Raw genomic sequence first — 17,465 nt, 5'->3', positions numbered from 1 at the left:
GAATCCTCAGCGCCTCGTCCAACTCGCCTCTCGCCTGCAGGATGTCTGCCACCTTCCCTATCGTCACCGCCCGCGACCGCACGTCGCCCAGCCGCTCGAAGACGGGCAACTGCTCTTCCCGGCGAATCCTCAGCGCCTCGTCCAACTCGCCCCTCGCCTGGAGGATGTCCGCACATACTCCTGCTGCCAAGGCTGCCCCATGCTCAGCCTGCCGCCCTTGGTCCAGCGTTCTCTTTTCTTGCGCCGCGGAGAGAGCCCGATCCAGAATTCCACCGCGCACAGCAACATTGGCGAGTGTCCAGAGTAGACCCGATCGTTCTTCAGGGGCAGGTGAAGCACTCAAAGCCCGTTCGCAGTAATCCATCCATACTGGGAAGGGACCATTGTGGATGGCAAACCACGACCCAGCCCTCAGCACTCGATCCCAGTTCTCCTCCACAACTCTCGGCAGCCAATCCACCAGAGCAGCACCCTCTCGATGGATCTCCTTCCAGCGCTCGGCCTGCGTCTGCGCTGGTCGCTCTTGAAGCTTCTCGATGAACCACTCCGTCATCCGAGCCAGGCCCGCTGCTGATTCGGGGGACTCACGAAGCAACTCCGCCAGGAGAGGATGGACACGCCATGCATCGTCTTTCCGCTCCGCCCTGGGTACCCGGGACAAGAGCGAGAGCAGGGTCGCGGACGACACCAACTCCCCGAACTCCAACTCAGAAACCCCGGCGATTGCAGCACCGAGGCCACGGCTGAAGCCAGACAGTGGTGCCTGTCCGAGCGCGGCCAGTCCCGCCAGCAAGCGCTCTACCTTGGCACCCGTGCCGAGCTGGCGCCGCAGCAACTCCATCGACAGCTCGAAGGTTCCGCGGATGATGGCGCGCGCCTTGTCCTTCATCAGCAGCGGGTCGACAGGACTGACCGGCTCCAGTTCGAAATGGCTCTCCCTCAGCTTCGCGAGAAAGCTTTCCACGGAGTGTCCCGCCCGCAGGTAGCCCACCGCCAGATGGAGTGCCAACGGCAGGCGCCCCAGCGCGCGCACCAGCCGCCCGTAATCCTCCCGCTCCCGTTCATCCGTCGGTGGACGAAGCTCCTGCGCGAGCAGGTGGAGTGCCGTCTTCTCATCGAACGTCTCCACCTCGATCCGCTTCCAACCGCCTTCGTCCCAGAACCCCTGGTAACGGCCCGTCACGATGACCGGGCATCCCGGAAGCGTGGTCACGAGCCGCCCCGCCACTCCGGCTGCCTCTCGTGAGTCGACGTTCTCCAGGAGCAGCAAGGAGAGCGGGCGCAGCAGCCGCTCCCGACACCGCTCCGCCATCCGTCCCCCCGCTGGGATTCCGAGCTGCTCTCCCAACTCACCCAGGAGCACCTCCACACTGGGAAGCGTCGCGGGGTTGAGCACCAGCCGGGCACATCCTCCCGGGAAGCTCTCCCGGTGGATTTCCACGAAGCGCTCGGCGAGATACGACTTTCCGACTCCTGGCATCCCATGCACCGCGCAAATGAGGACGGGACGCCGCTCCGCGGGTAGCAGCGCGGCCTTCAGCGTCTCCAATTCTTGGGCGCGCCCGACGAAGCTCCCGGTGGGCATGGGCTGGGGTGGAATCGGACGGGGCCCGAGCCACCACGTGAGCCGACCATTCTCCGTGCCCTTGTAGAGGCCGTTGTCGTCGTGCCAGTGGCCATGCTTCGACCAACTCCGGAACCGCAGGTCGTAGCGAACCGGGCGCCCCGCCTCATCGAGCCGGGCCTCGATGACATGGCAGGCGTTCGGCCACTGGTCGGCGCGGTGTCCCTCGTAGAGGCACCCAGCGGCGAGCTGGCGCGAGGTCCGGTCCGGGTCGGCCCAGGTCTCGACGTCCTCCTCATGCAGATGGCCGCGCAGGAGGAGGTCCACGTTGTCCGCCAGCAACCGCTGGCAGTCGCCCTTGTCGGCGAGATCGGCCAGCGGATGGTGGATGAGGGCGAGGCGAAATCCAGACAAGGGCTCTCCCTTGTCGGTGGTCAACCACCCGACCTGATCCGTGGTGAGGAGCAGTTTCCCGCTGTCGTTGTCATCCCCCGCGAGCCATGCGGAATCGAGGCCCACCACATGGACGTCAAAGGGGTGACCCGGGAGCCGGAGCGTCTGGCGGTAACCCAGGAACGGGTGGGGTGCCTTCTCGAATGGAACGAGTTCCTTCCGCCCCAGCTTCGTGGCCACCCACTCCCGGTAGGCGCTCTGTCGAGAGAGCAGTTCCTCCCGCTTCACCTTCTCCAGACCGAGCGGCGGCTTGCCTCCAGCCATCCACCGAGACAGGTCGAGCGGATCCACGCGAAAGAGCAGGCCCTTCTTCCCCCTCAGCTTCGACCAGGCGCTCTTGCCCTGGCCGCGATCGATGTCGTGATTCCCCGGGACGAGGAACAGGCGCTCCATGGGCAGGGCGAGTTTCCCGAGGAGTGCTCCGATGAAATCGGTGACCGGTCCGTACTCCTCGGGCTTGCCAAAGTCGGCCACGTCCCCCGTGAAGCAGACCAGGTCGATGGGCCCATCCTTCAAGAGTTCATCGAGGTTCCGTTCCCACTCACTCCCCAGGACGCGCCGCCTGCGGAATGACTCCCTCTCGCGAGGGCCGCGCTCGTGCAGGTCCGAGATGTGCAGGATCCGCAACTTCCACTCGCCCATGAAAACTCCACGCCAATGGGCTCCATCTACCTCGTACCACCTCGCAAGATAAGCAGCGCCCCTGTAATAGGGGTGGGGTGAAGAACTCCAAGCTGGAAGATCTGCTGAACACCCTTGAAGCGCTGGCCGGGCAGCACTCCAGCGAGCAGGCGGCAGTATCCACCCTCGAGACCTCGGCCAACGAAGCCCCTCCGTTCCTTCGCCACTCAAGATGAGGCCCTGACCTGGCTACGAACCCAGTCGTCTCTTCCCTATGAGGCCGTGCTGGAAGTGGCGGGTGAGTTCCACAACGTCAGCCGCATGCCCGATGGTGACTGGGTCTTCATTCGCTTCCCATCGCTCGATGAGTTGGAAGACGGGGAAGACTGAGTGCCTCGCGAGACCTCAGGATCCGGGGGCGTAGGCACCAATGACCGCGAGGGCGCCCACCGGCAACAGCAGGAGCCACTGGGGCAATCGGAGCAGGTTCCAGCGGAACCGCCTCGCACCGATGACCAGGAAGACGATGCTGTAGAGGACGTACAGGCCAGCGATGAAGGTGGCGAGCAGTCCCGCTCCGGGGATGCCGGGTGAAAGTCCGATCCCCAGGAGCGAGAGCGATGACATGAAGAGCGTCACCGTCACCATGTGCCAACACACGTGCAGGGTCGCCTTGGCTGTTGGCTCGAGTTCCGTACGCAGGAAGAGGACGACTGGATCGAAGTGACCGGCCACCACGTGCACGAACGAGGTGAGCAAACAGAGGAGGCCGGCCGCAAGCCACCAGGGGTTCATCGAAACACCTCCCCGCGGGGTGTGGACTTATGGGTCCACAAGATCCGATGAGAGAGAGGCGGTGCCCCGCTCAGCGCGCCGCGCGAGCCAGCCCGGCCACCCCGAGCACCAGGCCGCCCACCAGCGCGGCGAGGCCCGCCGTCGCCGAGAAGCGCACCCACCTGGGCGTGGGCGGCACCGGGCCGTAGGGGCCCACGCCCTCGGCCATGGGTCGGAAGAGGTTGCCCTCGGGCCGGTGGACGGGCTCGTCGCGCATCTGCATCCGCGCTCCGAAGCGCCCCATGAGGTGCTTGCCCACCGCCGGAGCGAGCGCGTTCAGCCACAGCAGCAGCTGGCCCCCGAGGAACACCGGGACCACCGTCTTGCCCGGCCGGCGCGCGCACTTGAGGACCGCTCGCGCCGCCACGTCCGGCTCGTACGTGGGCGGCACCGGCTTGGGCGCCAGGCCGAACATCGTCGGCGCGTGCGTGAACATGTTCGTCGCCACCGAGGGCACCAACACGTTGGACACGAAGATGCCCGTGCCCTCCAGCTCCATCTCCAGGCACTTGGCCCACCCGAGCGAGGCGTGCTTGCTCGCGGTGTACGCCCCCAGCAGCGGCGCCGAGCCCTTCGACAGCATCGACTGCACGTTGAGGATGTGGCCACTGCCCCGCGCCTTGAAGTGCGGCAGCACCGCGCGCGCGAAGCGCATGAATCCAAACACGTTCACGTCGAAGGTGCGCGTGAGGTGCTCCCACGGCAGCTCGTCGAAGAAGCCGTAGGACTGCACCGCGGCGTCGTTCACCAGGATGTCCACCCGGCCGTAGTGCGTCAGGCACTCGCGCACCACCTGCTCCACGTCCGCCTGCACCGTCACGTCCCCGGGCACCACGAGGCACTCCACCCCCTGGGCCTCGAGCTGGTGGCGCAGCTTCTCCAGCGCCTCCACCCGGCGCGCGGTGATGCACAGCTTCACCCCCGCCTCCCCCAGCCGCACCGCCGTCTGCCAGCCCACCCCACTCGACGCCCCCGTCACGATGGCGACCTTGCCCCTCAGGTCCTGGCTAGCCATGTCCGCTCCCCTCGCGTGTAACCCACGCGGCAGGATGGGAATGCAGGCCCTCTCCGCGCACCTCGCCCACCTCGCATCCCCGCCTGCCCGCCTGGGTGACAGGGTGCCGGGCGACTCGGGACGTCCACTGGTGAACGCCACACGGTGGCTTTTGCCTCTTGAACCCATCAGGTCGGGTCAAGCTGGAGGAGATGACCTCGGTGCTCGATGCCGTCGTAGTGGGCGCGGGCCCCAACGGGCTCGCCGCCGCCATCACCCTGGCCCGCGCGGGCCGCTCGGTGCGGGTGCTCGAAGCGGGCCCCACCCCCGGCGGTGGCGCGCGCTCGGCCGAACTCACCCTCCCGGGCTTCGTCCACGACGTCTGCTCCGCCATCCACCCGCTCGCCGCGGCCTCGCCCTTCTTCCGCCAACTGCCGCTCGACGCCCACGGGCTGGAGTGGGTCCACCCCGAGGCCCCCCTCGCCCACCCGCTCGACAATGGCACCGCCGCCCTCCTGGAGCGCGGCCTCGAGGCCACCGCCCAGGGGCTCGGCCCCGACGCCGAGCGCTATGTGGCGTGGATGCGCCCCATGGCACGTGCCTTCGATGACGTGCTGGCGCAGCTCGGCGACCCGCTGCGCTTCCCCCGCCGGCCGCTCCGGCTCGCCCGCTTCGGCCTGCGGGCCATGCGCTCCTCGCGCTCGCTCGCCGAGAGCGTCTTCCAAGGGCCCCTGGCGCGCGCCCTCTTCGCCGGCTGCGCCGCCCACTCCTTCTCCGCCCTGGAGCGGCCCTTCACCTCCGCCTTCGGCATCCTCCTGCTCGCCTCGGGCCACGCCGTGGGCTGGCCCTTTCCCCGCGGCGGCACGCAGAAGCTCACGGACGCTCTCGTCAGCTACCTGCGCGCGCTCGGCGGCGAGGTGGTGACGGGGCACCGCGTGCACAACGTGGATGAGCTGCCACGCTCGCGCGCCGTGCTGCTCGACGTGACGCCCGAGCAGCTGGTGAAGCTCGCCGGCCACCGGTTGCCTCCGCGCTACGTGGAGCGGCTGCGGCGCTTCCGCTACGGGCCCGGCGTCTTCAAGGTGGACTGGGCGCTCTCCGGCCCCATTCCGTGGCGGGCGCAGGCGTGTGCCCGCGCTGGCACCGTGCACCTCGGCGGCACCCTGGAGGAAGTCGCCGCCAGCGAGGCCGCCATGTCCCGGGGCGAGGCCCCCGAGCGCCCCTATGTGCTGCTCGCCCAGCACACGCTCTTCGACGAGAGCCGGGCGCCCTCGGGCCAGCACACCGGCTGGGCCTACTGCCACGTGCCCAATGGCTCCACGGTGGACATGACCGAGCGGATCGAAGCCCAGGTGGAGCGCTTCGCCCCGGGCTTCCGCGCGCGCATCCTCGCCAGGCACACCCGCTCGCCCGCGCAGTACGAGGCCTACAACCCCAACAACATCGGTGGGGACATCTCCGGCGGCTCGCTGGAGGGGATGCAATTGCTGGCACGGCCCATGGCGAAGCTCATCCCCTACGCCACGCCGGACCCGCGCATCTACCTGTGCTCCTCGTCCACGCCCCCCATGCCCGGGGTGCATGGGCTGTGCGGCTTCCTCGCCGCGCGCGCCCTGCTGGCCAGCGAGGTCTGGCGCAAGGGGTGACTCCCCGGCTTCACCCAGGCCCGCCCCATTTTCCTGGGAATTATGCTTCCTGGCGACGTGCACCCCTTCGCACGGCTATCAGGCAACCCATTGAAATCACATGACTTCCCGTCCCAAGGCACTGGGGACTGGTCGGTTATTTCTCTTTTTTTGGGATGACGGGGAATTCAGGGACTCATGTAGAGGAGGCCACGACGAGCGGCCCGAAAGGCATGACGATGCGCACCCCCCTGAAGATGACCCTGGCGGCGCTGGCGTCCCTGGCGCTCATCCCCACCGCCTCCACCGCCTACACGGTCAAGGCGCCCTTCTCCGGCACGGTGACGGCCACTACCTACACCGCGAGTGGCGCGTTCCACGGCGCGGTGGACCTCGCCAGCGGCCAGTGCGGCTACTGGGGCGTCACGTCGGGCCTGGTGGGCTCGGTCTCCTGGAACGTCATCATCCAGAGTACCGAGAACTCCTGCGTGACCGGCGTCCCCACCCAGAACGAGGCGAGGCACGTCTTCGCGGACGGCACCACGTACCGCATCCGCAACTTCAACAGGACCGCCAGCTCCTACAGCCGTACGTGCGACCGCTGCGAGCTCGGCAACGAAGGCGTCCACACCCACATCCAGGTGGACAAGAACGGCACCAAGGACACCTCCTGGTACTCCAGCTACACCACCAAGGGCGAGGTCGTCGACACCACCGAGACCCTCGGCGTCTTCTAATAGAGGAACAATGCACAAGACGATGAAGCTGACCCTGGCGACCCTGGCGCTCCTCCCCGCGGGCGTGAGCGCTCACACGGTCAAGGCGCCGCACCCGGGGACGGTGACGGCCACCACCTACACCTCGAGCGGCGCGTTCCATGGCGCGGTGGACATCAGCAACTGCTACGCCAGCCTCTATTCGGGCGTGGTGGGCTCGCTCTCCTGGACCGTGACCATCAGGTCCGTGGGCACCGGCTGCAACCTCCCGACCAACAACGAGGCGAAGCACCTCTTCGCGGACGGCTGGTCGTTCCGTATCACGAACTTCGTCAAGACCGCCGACTCGTATAGCCGCACGTGCGACAACTGCATGCTCGGCCAGGCGGGGATCCACACCCACCTCCAGAAGGACAAGGTCGGCACCAACGACACCTCCTGGTACTCGGGCTACACCACGCAGGGCGAGTCCGTGGACCGCACCGAGACCATCGGCATCCTCGACTAGGGCTGGCGTCGAGCGCGCGACAAGAACCTTCACCGCAGCAGGCTTCAGGACTTCTCCCCCCCCACGGATGCCGGGTGAACCGGCCCGAAAGGCATGACGATGCGCAACACCATGAAGATGACCCTGGCGGCCCTGGCTTCCCTGGCGCTCCTCCCGATGGCCTCGACCGCGCACACGGTCAAGTCGCCCTTCCCCGGCACCATCACCGCCACCACGTACTACCCGAGCGGCGGCTACCACGGCTCGATCGACGTCTCCAGCGGCCGCTGCAACTACTGGGGCGCCGAGACCGCCGTGGTGGGCTCGGTCTTCTGGAACGTGACCATCAACACCACCACCATCGTCTGCAACGGCAACGGCTACGAGAACGCCAACATGGCGATCCACACCTGGGCGGACGGCTGGAAGTTCCACCAGAAGCACTTCATCAAGACCGCCGACTCGTATGACCGCACCTGCGACCGCTGCCAGGTCGGCAACGAGGGCGGCACCGGCCAGGCCACCGGCCCCCACGCCCACCTCATGCAGGAGAAGAACGGCACCAAGGACACCTCCTGGTACTCCGGCTACACCACCCAGGGTGAGGCCGTGGACCGCACCGAGACCCTCGGCGTCCTCGACTGAGATGCCGCACCGCTGAACCCGAGGCCCCTCTCGAGGACTTGCTCCTCCCGAGGGGCCTCCGTTTTTTCCGGTATTCTCGTTCTGACTGGGTACTTCCCACTCTCAGTGAATTACCCGAAAATCTTTGTTTTAATTATTTCTTGGGACAGCGGTAAAGTCGGGGACTCCTAGGAGATGGAACCCCGCACCTGGTCCAACACCCCATGACTCCAGATTCCTCGCCTCCCTCCGCCGCTGCCCCATCGGGTTCCTCGAGCCGGCGCAAGCCGCTGCTCGTGGCCGGGGTCGGCCTCGTCGCCCTGCTCGCCGGCGTGGGGCTGATCAGCCGCGGTGGAGCCGAGGAGCTCCCGTCCGAGGCGGGTCAGGCCGCCGCGGGCCAGAAGCCCAAGCAGGGCGCCTCTTCTCCGCAGGGCACCTCCGGCCAGGCCGGACCCGTGGCCGCGGGTGAGCCGGCCAAGGCCCCGAGGTTCGACCCCACGACCTGCTGGCAGGACATGGAGCGCTTCAACGAGGGGGTGACGATCCACAACTTCCGCGAGTGGGCCGCGCCCCTGCTCAATTCGCGGGATGGGCTCGTCCGGGACTTCCTGAAGGACCGCCTCGTGGAGCTCATCGGGAACAACCCGGCCCATGCGCTCGAGGTGATGGAGTGGTCCCGCGACGCCCAGGGCAAGTCCTTCGGCGTGTACCTGATGGCCGTGAGGGACTCCGAGGCCGTGCACCAGCCCCAGGTGGCCACGCGGCTCCTGGACATGGGCCTGGACAACAGCCTCCCGGTCGAGCGGCGCGCGGGCCTCCTCTCGGCCCTGGACACGCAGAAGCGGCTGGCGCCGGCGGCGCTCGAGCGGCTCACGGCCTCCGCCAACGACCCCGTCTCCGTCGAGGCGGGCTGGGCCGCTGCCCGCACCATCGCGCGGGTCATGAAGCGCGAGTTCAAGCAGAACGCGAGCATCACCCCCTATATGGACAAGCTGCTCACCATTGGGGCCCAGTCGCCCGATGAGGAGGTCCGCTACCTGGGGCAGATGATGCCCATGCACGCCGCGCCCCTCCTCACCCCGGCGGAAACCGAGCGGTTCGCGCAGATCCTCGTCGGCGAGGGCAACGAGGACGGCCGGGATGCGGCGGCGCACAACCTCTCCCTGTCCCTGGACAAGGCGAAGGTGCTGGATCTGTTCGCGAAGACCTTCGAGACCGAGCAGTCCCTGTGCGTGAAGTGGGCCCTCTTCCGCTTCTCGGCGCGCACCGCCGGCAAGCGCGCCCTGCCCGTCATGGCGAACATGGCCGCCATGGACCCGCGCTTCCAGCCCATCTACCAGGACTTCGAGAAGATCTACGCGAGCGGCACCCTGGACTTCGTACGGCTGTTCAACAGCCTGCCCAACCAGGATCCCTTCAACTGCCTCGATCGCCACGAATGAGCCCGGGAACGCCCATGACACGCACCTCTTCCTTCCGCACCCGCACCCTCCTGCTGGCGCTCACGCTCTGCCCGCTGCTGCCCACCGCGGCCGCCGCCCAGGTGGCCCCGGGCCCCGCGCTCCAGGGCGAGCGCTGCTCGGTCGAGGGCTTGATGGACTCCATCCGCCGCGGGCTCCAGTCGAAGTCCGAGGCCTACAAGAAGTACCAGCGCACGCTGCTGCGCGAGGCCGCCGTCACCCTGCCCGACAACGAGCTGCGGGCCGCGTTCGAGCGGGAGACGGATCCCGTCATGGCCGAGCACCTGGCGGCCGCCCTGGTGGCGCGCACCGAGCGCGGCGCGGACCCCGAGGCGATCAAGGCCGTGGCGAAGCGGGCCGTGGAGGAGCGGGACCCCGCCGTCCGCGCCGCCACCGTCCGCTCGATGCGGCGCACCAGCGCCCTGGAGAATACGGGCGACATGTACGAGCAGCTGGTGCGGGACGCCTCGCCCGAGGTGCGCCAGGAGGCCGCGACGAACATCATCGAGGACATCCAGAACGTCTACGCGGGCTTCCACGGCCCGGCCTCGGACGCCGCGGTGAAGGCGGCGGCCGCCTCCACGGATCCGAAGGTGACGGCGAAGATCCTCGGTAGCATGGACACCCAGAAGATCAGCGCCGAGTCGGCGGGCAGCATCCAGTCGCTGCTGCGCAGCGATGATGCCGAGGTCCGCAAGTCGGCGGCCCTCGCGCTGGGCGGGGTACCCGCGGAGCAGATGGCCAGCGCCCGGCAGTCCGTGCTCGCCATGTACCGCGACGAGACGGATGTCGGGGTCCGCAAGGCCCTCCTGCAGAGCATCGCCCAGCTGGGCTTCCTGGGCGCGGTGCCCGAGCTGCAGCGGCTGCGGAGCATCGACCCCCGCCTGGCGCCCGAAGTCGACACGTGGATTCGAGTTCTCAACATGGACCTTCAGGAGTGGAACCTGATCCTGAGGGAGAAGCAGCGGCTGCAGCAGGTTCCCTAGTCGTCCCCCCACCCCACGAGGGCCGTGAACCGGCTCGAGAGGTAGAACGATGCGTAAGATGATGAAGCTGTCCCTGGCGGCCCTGGCTCTTGTCCCCGCCGCCGTGAGCGCGCACACCGTCAAGGCGCCGTACACCGCCACGGTCACCACCACCACGTACTATTCGAGCGGCTCCTTCCACGGCGCGATCGACGTGTCCAGCGGCAGCTGCGACTACTGGGGCGTGGAGACGAGCGTGGTGGGCTCGGTTTTCTGGAACGTGTCCATCCGGACCACCGCCCACTACTGCGGCACGGGCAGCGGCAGCGGCAACCAGAACGAGGCGCTGCACACCTGGGCGGACGGCTGGCAGTTCCGCCTCTGGCACTTCAACAAGACCGCCGCCTCGGTGGACAAGACCTGCGACCGCTGCCAGGTCGGCGACGAGGGCTCCACCGGTAACTCCACGGGCGCCCACACCCACCTGCAGCAGACCAAGAGCGGCACCTACGACACCTCCTGGTACTCCGGCTACACCTCCAAGGGTGAGGCCGTGGACCGCACCGAGACCCTCGGCGTCCTGGACTGATCGAAGTTCTCGAGCGGGAGAGGGGGGCGGTGGGCTCGGCTGGTCGCTCGGCCCACGTCCCGCCCCCTCGCCTCCTGCTTCCGCAGTGCCCACCTTCGCCCCAGGAAACCGTCTTCCTGGAGGTATGGCGTGGGACTGCTCGATCTGTTCTCCCGCTGGCCCGTCATCCGCCAGCTCCGGGACAAGGACGCCACCGCCCTCGGTGAGACGGCCATGTCCCCGCGCAGCCGCCAGCTCGAGCCGCGCACCCTCCACGCCGACAAGGTCGTGAAGTCCGTCTGCCCCTACTGCGCCGTGGGCTGCGGCCAGAAGGTCTACGTCAAGGACGGGCGCATCCTCGACATCGAGGGGGATGAGGACTCGCCCATCTCGCGCGGCCGGCTCTGCCCCAAGGGCGCCGCCACCTTCCAGCTCGTCACCGGCACCCACCGCATCCAGCACGTCCTCCACCGCCGCCCCGGCGGCACCGAGTGGGAGCGGCTTCCCCTCGACAAGGCCCTGGACATGATCGCCGCGCGCGTGAAGCGCACCCGCGACACCACCTGGGAGGAGACGAACGACAAGGGCGAGCGCGTCCACCGCACCCTGGGGCTCGCGCACCTGGGCGGCGCCACGCTCGACAACGAGGAGAACTACCTCATCAAGAAGCTCTTCACCGCGGGGCTCGGCATCGTCCAGGTGGAGAACCAGGCACGCATATGACACTCCTCCACGGTGCCCGGTCTGGGCATCTCGTTCGGTCGGGGCGGTGCCACCAGCTTCCAGCAGGACCTGAAGAACGCCGACTGCATCCTCGTCATGGGCAGCAACATGGCCGAGTGTCACCCCGTGGGCTTCCAGTGGGTGATGGAGGCCCGTGAGCGCGGCGCCACGCTCATCCACGTGGATCCGCGCTTCACCCGCACCAGCGCCATGGCGGACGTGTTCGCGCCCATCCGCGTGGGCACGGACATCGCGTTCCTCGGCGGCCTCATCCACTACATCCTGGAGAACGAGCGCTACTTCCACGAGTACGTCGTCCACTACACCAACGCGCCCGTCCTCCTGCGCGAGGACTTCCAGGACACCGAGGAACTCGACGGCCTCTTCAGCGGCTACGACCCGGACACCGGCAAGTACCAGCCCCACACCTGGCAGTACGAGGGGCTGGACGGCGTGGTGACCGCCTCGGGCCACAAGGAGGTCTTCGCCGAGCCCGGCGCCGGTGGTGAAGGCAAGGTGCGCGGCAGGCACATCACCGAGGTGTCTCGGGACAAGACGCTCCAGCACCCGCGCTGCGTCTTCCAGGTGCTCAAGCGCCACTACGCCCGCTACACCCCGGACGTCGTCTCGCGCATCTGCGGCGTGCCCAAGGAGCTCTTCCTTCAAATCGCCCAGACGCTCTGCGACAACTCGGGGCGCGAGCGCACCACCGCCTTCTGCTACGCGGTGGGCTGGACGCAGCACTCCATCGGCGTGCAGAACATCCGCGCTGCCTCCATCGTCCAGTTGCTGCTCGGCAACATGGGCCGGCCCGGCGGCGGCATCATGGCCCTGCGCGGCCACTCCTCCATCCAGGGCTCCAGCGACATCCCCACCCTCTACAACCTGCTGCCCGGCTACATCCCCATGCCGCACGCGCCGGACGCGCAGCGCTTCGAGCAGTACCTGCACAACAACAGGTCCGACAGCGGCTCGTGGAGCGAGTTCCCCAAGTACGTCGTCTCCCTGCTCAAGGCGTACTACGGCGACGCCGCCCGGAAGGAGAACGACTGGGGCTTCCACTGGATACCGAAGCTCACCGGGGACCACTCGCACATGACGACCGTGGCCGCCATGGCCGACGGCAAGGTGAAGGGCTACTTCGTCATGGGCGAGAACCCCGTGGTGGGCTCGATGAACGGGGCCCTCCAGCGCAAAGGGTTGCAGAAGCTCGACTGGCTCGTGGTGAATGATCTCACCCTCACCGAGACGGCCGAGTTCTGGCGCACCGCCCCCGAGGTGGTGCGCGGCGACGTGCGCCCCGAGGACATCCCAACCGAGGTCTTCTTCATCCCCGCCGCCGCGCACACGGAGAAGGCCGGCACCTTCACCAACACCCAGCGCCTGCTCCAGTGGCGCCACCAGGCCGTGGAGCCACCCGGGGACGCACGCAGTGATTTGTATTTCATCTACCAGCTGGGGCGTCGGCTCAAGGAGCTCCACGCGGGCTCCACCGAGGAGAAGGATCGGCCCCTCCTGGCCCTCACCTGGGACTATCCGCTGAAGGACCCTCATGGAGAGCCCGATGCCGAGGCCGTGCTCAAGGAGATCAACGGCTACACCGTGGCGGACGGCAAGCCGGTGCCCGGCTTCTCGGCGCTGAAGGACGATGGCTCCACCGCGTCCGGCTGCTGGCTGTACTCGGGCTGCTACGCGGACGGGGTGAACCAGACGGCGCGCCGCAAGCCGGGCCGGGAGCAGACGTGGGTGGCCTCCGAGTGGGGCTGGGCGTGGCCGGCCAACCGGCGGATGCTCTACAACCGCGCCTCGGCGGACCCCGAGGGCCGCCCCTGGAGCGAGCGCAAGAAGTACGTCTGGTGGGACGCCCAGCAGGGCCGGTGGACGGGCGAGGACGTGCCCGACTTCATCGTGGATCGTCCGCCCTCGTACCGGGCCACTCCGGAAGACCACGGGGTGGACACCCTCTCCGGCGATGACCCGTTCATCATGCAGGCGGACGGGAAGGGCTGGCTGTTCGCCCCGAGCGGTCTGGTGGACGGCCCGCTGCCCACGCACTACGAGCCGCTGGAGTCGCCCGTCCGCAACTTCCTCTACGGGCAGCAGTGCAACCCGGCGCGCTACGACTGGCGGCGCCGGGACAATCCCTACCACCGCGCGTGGGGAGACCCGCGCTACCCCTACGTGCTCACCACGTACCGGCTCACCGAGCACCACACCGCGGGCACCATGTCGCGCTGGCTGTCCTGGCTGAGCGAGCTCCAGCCGGAGATGTTCGTCGAGGTGTCTCCGGAGCTGGCCTCCGAGGTGGAGCTGGAGAACGGAGGCTGGTGCACCGTGTACACGGCCCGCGGCGAGGTGCAGTGCCGGGTGCTGGTGACGGAGCGCATGCGCCCGCTCCAGCTCAACGGGAAGCGGGTGCACCAGATCGGCATGCCGTACCACTGGGGCTACACGGGGCGGACGCATGGCGAGAGCACCAATGACCTGATCGAGTTCTCCGCGGACCCGAACGTCTCCATCCAGGAGTCCAAGGCGCTCACCTGCGACATCCTCCCCGGCAAGCGGAGCCAGGGCCATCGCGCGGCCATGGGCTGGACGCCGCCGCCCCTGCCCCCGGGCGTGGTGGAGGTACCGAGAGATCAGGAGGGCGTCGGCCCGCCCACGGACCAACCCCTTCAGCAAAAGGAGTAGCGCCCCATGGGACAGAAGGGCTTCTTCACCGACACCACGCTCTGCATCGGCTGCAAGGCGTGCGAGGTGGCCTGCAAGCAGTGGAACCAGTTGCCGGATGACGGCTTCAAGCTCACCGGCATGTCGTACGACAACACCGGGCACCTCGGCTCCTCCACCTGGCGGCACGTGGCCTTCGTCGAGCGGCCGATTTCGAGTCCCACGCAGACGAGCGGCGTGCCGAACTTCTCCTGGTTGATGGCCTCGGACGTGTGCAAGCACTGCGAGCGCGCCGGATGTCTGGAGGCGTGCCCCACGGGCGCCATCATCCGCACCGAGTTCGACACCGTCTATGTGCAGCCGGACGTGTGCAATGGCTGCGGCTACTGCGTGACGGCGTGCCCCTTCGGCGTGGTGGACCGGCGCGAGGACGACGGGCGCGCGTGGAAGTGCACCCTCTGCTACGACCGGCTGGGCGAGGACATGACGCCCGCCTGCGCCAAGCACTGCCCCACCCAGTCCATCCAGTTCGGAGACGTGGACGAGCTGCGCGAGCGGGCCCAGCGCCGCGTGGAGCAGCTCCATGGCAGGGGATTGGAGTCGGCGTACCTGTACGGCGCGGACGCGGAGAACCAGCCGGGCACGGGCGGGCTCAACGCTTTCTTCCTGCTGGTGGACAAGCCCGAGGTCTACAACCTCCCGCCCGACCCCGTGGTGCCGACGCTGAAGGGGAAGGACGCGTGGGCCTCGATGGGATGGGGCGCGCTGGGCATGGCGGTGATGGCGCTCGGGGCGGTGCTCCTTGGACGCGAGGTGGCGCGTGGCTGACCGCGTGGAGGACATCCGGCCGGAAGACCTGGAGCAGCGTCGGGACGGGCGCAACATCGACCCGAGGCTGGGCACGCTCTCCGGCGAGGGCTCGCAGCAGCGGGTGAAGGACATCGATGAGGCGGGCCCCCCGCGCGAGCCGCTTCATACGCGGCCCACGCGGTCGGGCGTGGCCTCGGAGGCTCCGAGCTACTACGGCATGCCGGTGGTGAAGCAGCCCGTGTGGATCTGGACTGTCCCGCTCTACTTCTACGTGGGCGGGGTGGCGGGCGCGGCGAGCCTGCTGGGCACGGCGGCGGACGCCGTCGGCGGCAAACGGCTGGAGGGACTCGGGCACCGGTGCCGCTGGGTGGGCACGGTGGGCGACATCATCAGCTCGGGCCTGCTCATCCATGATCTGGGGAGGCCGACACGCTTCCTCAACATGCTGCGGGTGTTCCGGCCGACGTCGCCCATGAGCGTGGGCTCGTGGGTGCTGGTGGGCTCGGGGGCGATGAACACCGCGTCCGTGCTGCTCGCGGGCCAGCGAGGGTGGCTCAAGCGCGCGGGGGATGGCGCCTCGGTGGCCGCGGGCCTGCTCGGGTTGCCGCTCGCCGGGTATACGGCGGTGCTGCTCGCCAACACGGCGGTGCCCCTCTGGCAGGCCACGCGCAAGACGCTCCCGTTCCTGTTCATGTCCTCGGCGGTGATGGGCGCGGGGAGCCTGATGGAGCTGCTGCCCCACTCGGAGCGCGACGCGAAGGTGTTCCGCCTGTTCGCCACGATGGGGAAGGTGGGCGAGCTCCTCGCCGGAGTCGCGGTGCATCACGACGCCTCGCGGATGGAGGTGCTGGAGCGGCCGCTGAAGCAGGGGCCCTCGGGGAGGATGTGGAAGGCGTCCAAGCTGTGCACCGCGGCGTCGCTCGTGCTGGGCGTGTGGCCGGGTCGGCGCAAGTGGATGAAGGTGGCGGGGGCCCTGCTGGGCACGGCGGGCGCGGTGCTTACGCGCTTCGCGGTGTTCCACGCCGGCAAGGCCTCGGCGAGCGACCCGCAGGCCACCTTCCAGCCACAGCGCCAGGGCCTGGGCGCCGCGGAGGTGACGGGGCATACGCGGGCGTCGGACGGCAAGCCCTTCTCGTTCCCGCTGCCCGTGCTGCGCGAGGAGCCGGCGGTGCCCACGCACTGAGTCACTCGGGAGCGGCTCAGTGGACGATGAAGTCGAACCTCTCGATGGCGGCCTTGAGCTCTTCCTCGGTGGTCCCGAACCGCTTCGCCATGAGGGGGGCGAAGAACGTCATCGCCACCGTGGAGGGCGGCTCCGTGGACAGGTTCTCCACGACGACCGCTCCGAACCTGCCCGGCCACTGGACGCTGTTCAGCTCACGGCTCCGGCCAATGGGGTCCAGGATGGTGAAGCAGGGCCAGCGAGGCAAGCGCAGGGTGCGCATGTCACAGCCGTGGAAGCGGCAGTTGCTCAGCTGGGCCTCGGAGAAGTCACAGTCCTCGACGGAGCTCTGCTCCCACCCCTCGGTGTAGTTGCGCCAGGGGCCGAAGTCGCAACCCGACATACGCCCCTTGAAACGACAGCCCTTCATGGCAGCGCCCACCCAGGGAAAGTTCTTCAACTCCTGCTTCACCTCGAAGGTGCAGTCGATGAAGCGCGAGGGCAGGATGTGCAGCCAACGCGCGGGCACGCGAAGCACCACGGTGCAGCGCCGCAGCGTCAGACTTGGACCGAGGAAGTAGATGCCGTCCTTGTCGGCCAGTTCCAGCCGCTGGCCCTCTATCTCCCGGGCCTCGTAGTGGAAGTTCATGCGCCCCAGTCTCGCCTGTCAGAAGAAGATCATCCGGAAGAACTCGCTGAACATCCGCCGCCCGTGCACCTCGAAGTTGTCCTCTGTCCCGGAGAGCACCTCATAGTGGTGATTCTGGCCTGATGGACCTGTGACATCGACTCCCCGACGGTTCCATTTCAGGTGGCTGTAGCGCTGCTGTAGCTTTGCCTCCACCCAGCGGCCCCGGGCCTGTCGCTCCCACAGGTTGGCACGGTGATACCTCCCCTGAGTGAGTGCGTCGCTGATGATCTGCCGTTCTTCTGGTGACAGCTTGTCTGGCCCCCATTGCTTCGCCAACCAGTTGGCCGCTTCCTGGAGCTCGTCCCCCAACGGGTCCGACCCGGGAATGTCACTGGGCGACTTGCCTCGCGGCAAGTGCCAGCGCTGCCCGTTGCTCAGTGTCACCTGCTGGTTGCCGCCCCGATGACGGAGGATTTTGATGATGGACGGACTACCTGGAGCCGGGGCCGCACTGTTGCGGCTGAGCATCGCCCCCGAGAGGGCCCCCTCGGGAGCGGT

Annotated in this window: 15 protein-coding genes and 1 pseudogene; 11 read left to right on the top strand and 5 right to left on the bottom strand. The window is 68.2% G+C overall.

Annotation, left to right across the window (positions count from 1 at the left end; genetic code table 11):
- A partial coding sequence (locus tag VF794_RS38470; protein WP_331118470.1) for a metallophosphoesterase occupies nucleotides 1-2,659 on the bottom strand: 2,659 nt, incomplete at its 3' end.
- 77 nt (nucleotides 2,660-2,736) lie between these two features.
- Between VF794_RS38470 and VF794_RS38465 the strand changes: the two genes are divergently transcribed.
- Nucleotides 2,737-2,874, top strand: coding sequence for a hypothetical protein (locus tag VF794_RS38465; RefSeq protein WP_331118468.1), 138 nt, complete (start codon nucleotides 2,737-2,739; stop codon nucleotides 2,872-2,874).
- A gap of 169 nt (nucleotides 2,875-3,043) precedes the next feature.
- On the opposite strand, the gene VF794_RS38460 is transcribed toward VF794_RS38465, so the two are convergent.
- Nucleotides 3,044-3,433: a hypothetical protein gene (locus tag VF794_RS38460; protein ID WP_331118466.1), complete on the bottom strand. Its 390-nt coding sequence runs from the start codon at nucleotides 3,431-3,433 to the stop codon at nucleotides 3,044-3,046.
- A gap of 70 nt (nucleotides 3,434-3,503) precedes the next feature.
- Nucleotides 3,504-4,487: an SDR family NAD(P)-dependent oxidoreductase gene (locus tag VF794_RS38455; RefSeq protein WP_331118464.1), complete on the bottom strand. Its 984-nt coding sequence runs from the start codon at nucleotides 4,485-4,487 to the stop codon at nucleotides 3,504-3,506.
- 191 nt (nucleotides 4,488-4,678) lie between these two features.
- Between VF794_RS38455 and VF794_RS38450 the strand changes: the two genes are divergently transcribed.
- The 10 genes from VF794_RS38450 to nrfD all read left to right on the top strand — a co-directional run bounded on the left by VF794_RS38450 (nucleotide 4,679) and on the right by nrfD (nucleotide 16,297).
- Nucleotides 4,679-6,112 (top strand): NAD(P)/FAD-dependent oxidoreductase, encoded by a 1,434-nt coding sequence (locus VF794_RS38450; RefSeq protein WP_331118462.1) that lies wholly within the window; start codon nucleotides 4,679-4,681, stop codon nucleotides 6,110-6,112.
- A gap of 212 nt (nucleotides 6,113-6,324) precedes the next feature.
- Complete coding sequence (locus VF794_RS38445; RefSeq protein WP_331118459.1) at nucleotides 6,325-6,828, top strand: hypothetical protein; 504 nt, start codon at nucleotides 6,325-6,327, stop codon at nucleotides 6,826-6,828.
- Between the two features lie 10 nt (nucleotides 6,829-6,838).
- Complete coding sequence (locus tag VF794_RS38440; protein WP_331118457.1) at nucleotides 6,839-7,315, top strand: hypothetical protein; 477 nt, start codon at nucleotides 6,839-6,841, stop codon at nucleotides 7,313-7,315.
- Nucleotides 7,316-7,414: 99 nt separating this feature from the next.
- Nucleotides 7,415-7,939 carry a hypothetical protein gene (locus VF794_RS38435; RefSeq protein WP_331118455.1) on the top strand — a complete coding sequence of 175 codons (525 nt, stop codon included), beginning with the start codon at nucleotides 7,415-7,417 and terminating at the stop codon, nucleotides 7,937-7,939.
- A 203-nt stretch (nucleotides 7,940-8,142) separates the two neighbouring features.
- Complete coding sequence (locus VF794_RS38430; RefSeq protein ID WP_331118453.1) at nucleotides 8,143-9,360, top strand: hypothetical protein; 1,218 nt, start codon at nucleotides 8,143-8,145, stop codon at nucleotides 9,358-9,360.
- 14 nt (nucleotides 9,361-9,374) lie between these two features.
- Nucleotides 9,375-10,364, top strand: coding sequence for a HEAT repeat domain-containing protein (locus VF794_RS38425; protein ID WP_331118451.1), 990 nt, complete (start codon nucleotides 9,375-9,377; stop codon nucleotides 10,362-10,364).
- A gap of 49 nt (nucleotides 10,365-10,413) precedes the next feature.
- Complete coding sequence (locus tag VF794_RS38420; RefSeq protein WP_331118449.1) at nucleotides 10,414-10,932, top strand: hypothetical protein; 519 nt, start codon at nucleotides 10,414-10,416, stop codon at nucleotides 10,930-10,932.
- Between the two features lie 129 nt (nucleotides 10,933-11,061).
- Nucleotides 11,062-14,325 carry a formate dehydrogenase gene (gene fdh / locus VF794_RS38415; RefSeq protein WP_331118447.1) on the top strand — a complete coding sequence of 1,088 codons (3,264 nt, stop codon included), beginning with the start codon at nucleotides 11,062-11,064 and terminating at the stop codon, nucleotides 14,323-14,325.
- Between the two features lie 6 nt (nucleotides 14,326-14,331).
- A complete protein-coding gene (locus tag VF794_RS38410) occupies nucleotides 14,332-15,132 on the top strand; it encodes a 4Fe-4S dicluster domain-containing protein (RefSeq protein ID WP_331118445.1) in 801 nt (266 codons plus the stop codon).
- Nucleotides 15,125-16,297 carry an NrfD/PsrC family molybdoenzyme membrane anchor subunit gene (gene nrfD / locus VF794_RS38405; RefSeq protein ID WP_331118443.1) on the top strand — a complete coding sequence of 391 codons (1,173 nt, stop codon included), beginning with the start codon at nucleotides 15,125-15,127 and terminating at the stop codon, nucleotides 16,295-16,297. The genes VF794_RS38410 and nrfD overlap by 8 nt, the downstream gene beginning before the upstream one ends.
- Nucleotides 16,298-16,313: 16 nt before the next feature.
- On the opposite strand, the gene VF794_RS38400 is transcribed toward nrfD, so the two are convergent.
- Together VF794_RS38400 and VF794_RS38395 are read right to left on the bottom strand one after the other, a co-directional pair.
- Nucleotides 16,314-16,925, bottom strand: coding sequence for a pentapeptide repeat-containing protein (locus VF794_RS38400; RefSeq protein WP_331118441.1), 612 nt, complete (start codon nucleotides 16,923-16,925; stop codon nucleotides 16,314-16,316).
- Between the two features lie 18 nt (nucleotides 16,926-16,943).
- Nucleotides 16,944-17,465: pseudogene (locus VF794_RS38395) on the bottom strand (hypothetical protein); the annotation flags it as partial.

Source organism: Archangium sp. (genome assembly GCF_036389735.1).
Lineage (GTDB): Bacteria > Myxococcota > Myxococcia > Myxococcales > Myxococcaceae > Archangium.
Note: the sequence above shows the minus strand (reverse complement) of the source record. Positions and strands in the feature narration are given on the sequence as shown.

Bases quoted from the DNA above. Each gene is read 5' to 3' on its own strand.
- VF794_RS38435 (WP_331118455.1), top strand. From the start codon at position 7,415: ATGCGCAACACCATGAAGATGACCCTGGCGGCCCTGGCTTCCCTGGCG.
- VF794_RS38400 (WP_331118441.1), bottom strand. From the start codon at position 16,925: ATGAACTTCCACTACGAGGCCCGGGAGATAGAGGGCCAGCGGCTGGAA.
- VF794_RS38430 (WP_331118453.1), top strand. From the start codon at position 8,143: ATGACTCCAGATTCCTCGCCTCCCTCCGCCGCTGCCCCATCGGGTTCC.
- VF794_RS38445 (WP_331118459.1), top strand. From the start codon at position 6,325: ATGACGATGCGCACCCCCCTGAAGATGACCCTGGCGGCGCTGGCGTCC.
- VF794_RS38450 (WP_331118462.1), top strand. From the start codon at position 4,679: ATGACCTCGGTGCTCGATGCCGTCGTAGTGGGCGCGGGCCCCAACGGG.
- VF794_RS38425 (WP_331118451.1), top strand. From the start codon at position 9,375: ATGACACGCACCTCTTCCTTCCGCACCCGCACCCTCCTGCTGGCGCTC.
- VF794_RS38455 (WP_331118464.1), bottom strand. From the start codon at position 4,487: ATGGCTAGCCAGGACCTGAGGGGCAAGGTCGCCATCGTGACGGGGGCG.
- VF794_RS38420 (WP_331118449.1), top strand. From the start codon at position 10,414: ATGCGTAAGATGATGAAGCTGTCCCTGGCGGCCCTGGCTCTTGTCCCC.
- VF794_RS38460 (WP_331118466.1), bottom strand. From the start codon at position 3,433: ATGAACCCCTGGTGGCTTGCGGCCGGCCTCCTCTGTTTGCTCACCTCG.
- VF794_RS38410 (WP_331118445.1), top strand. From the start codon at position 14,332: ATGGGACAGAAGGGCTTCTTCACCGACACCACGCTCTGCATCGGCTGC.
- VF794_RS38440 (WP_331118457.1), top strand. From the start codon at position 6,839: ATGCACAAGACGATGAAGCTGACCCTGGCGACCCTGGCGCTCCTCCCC.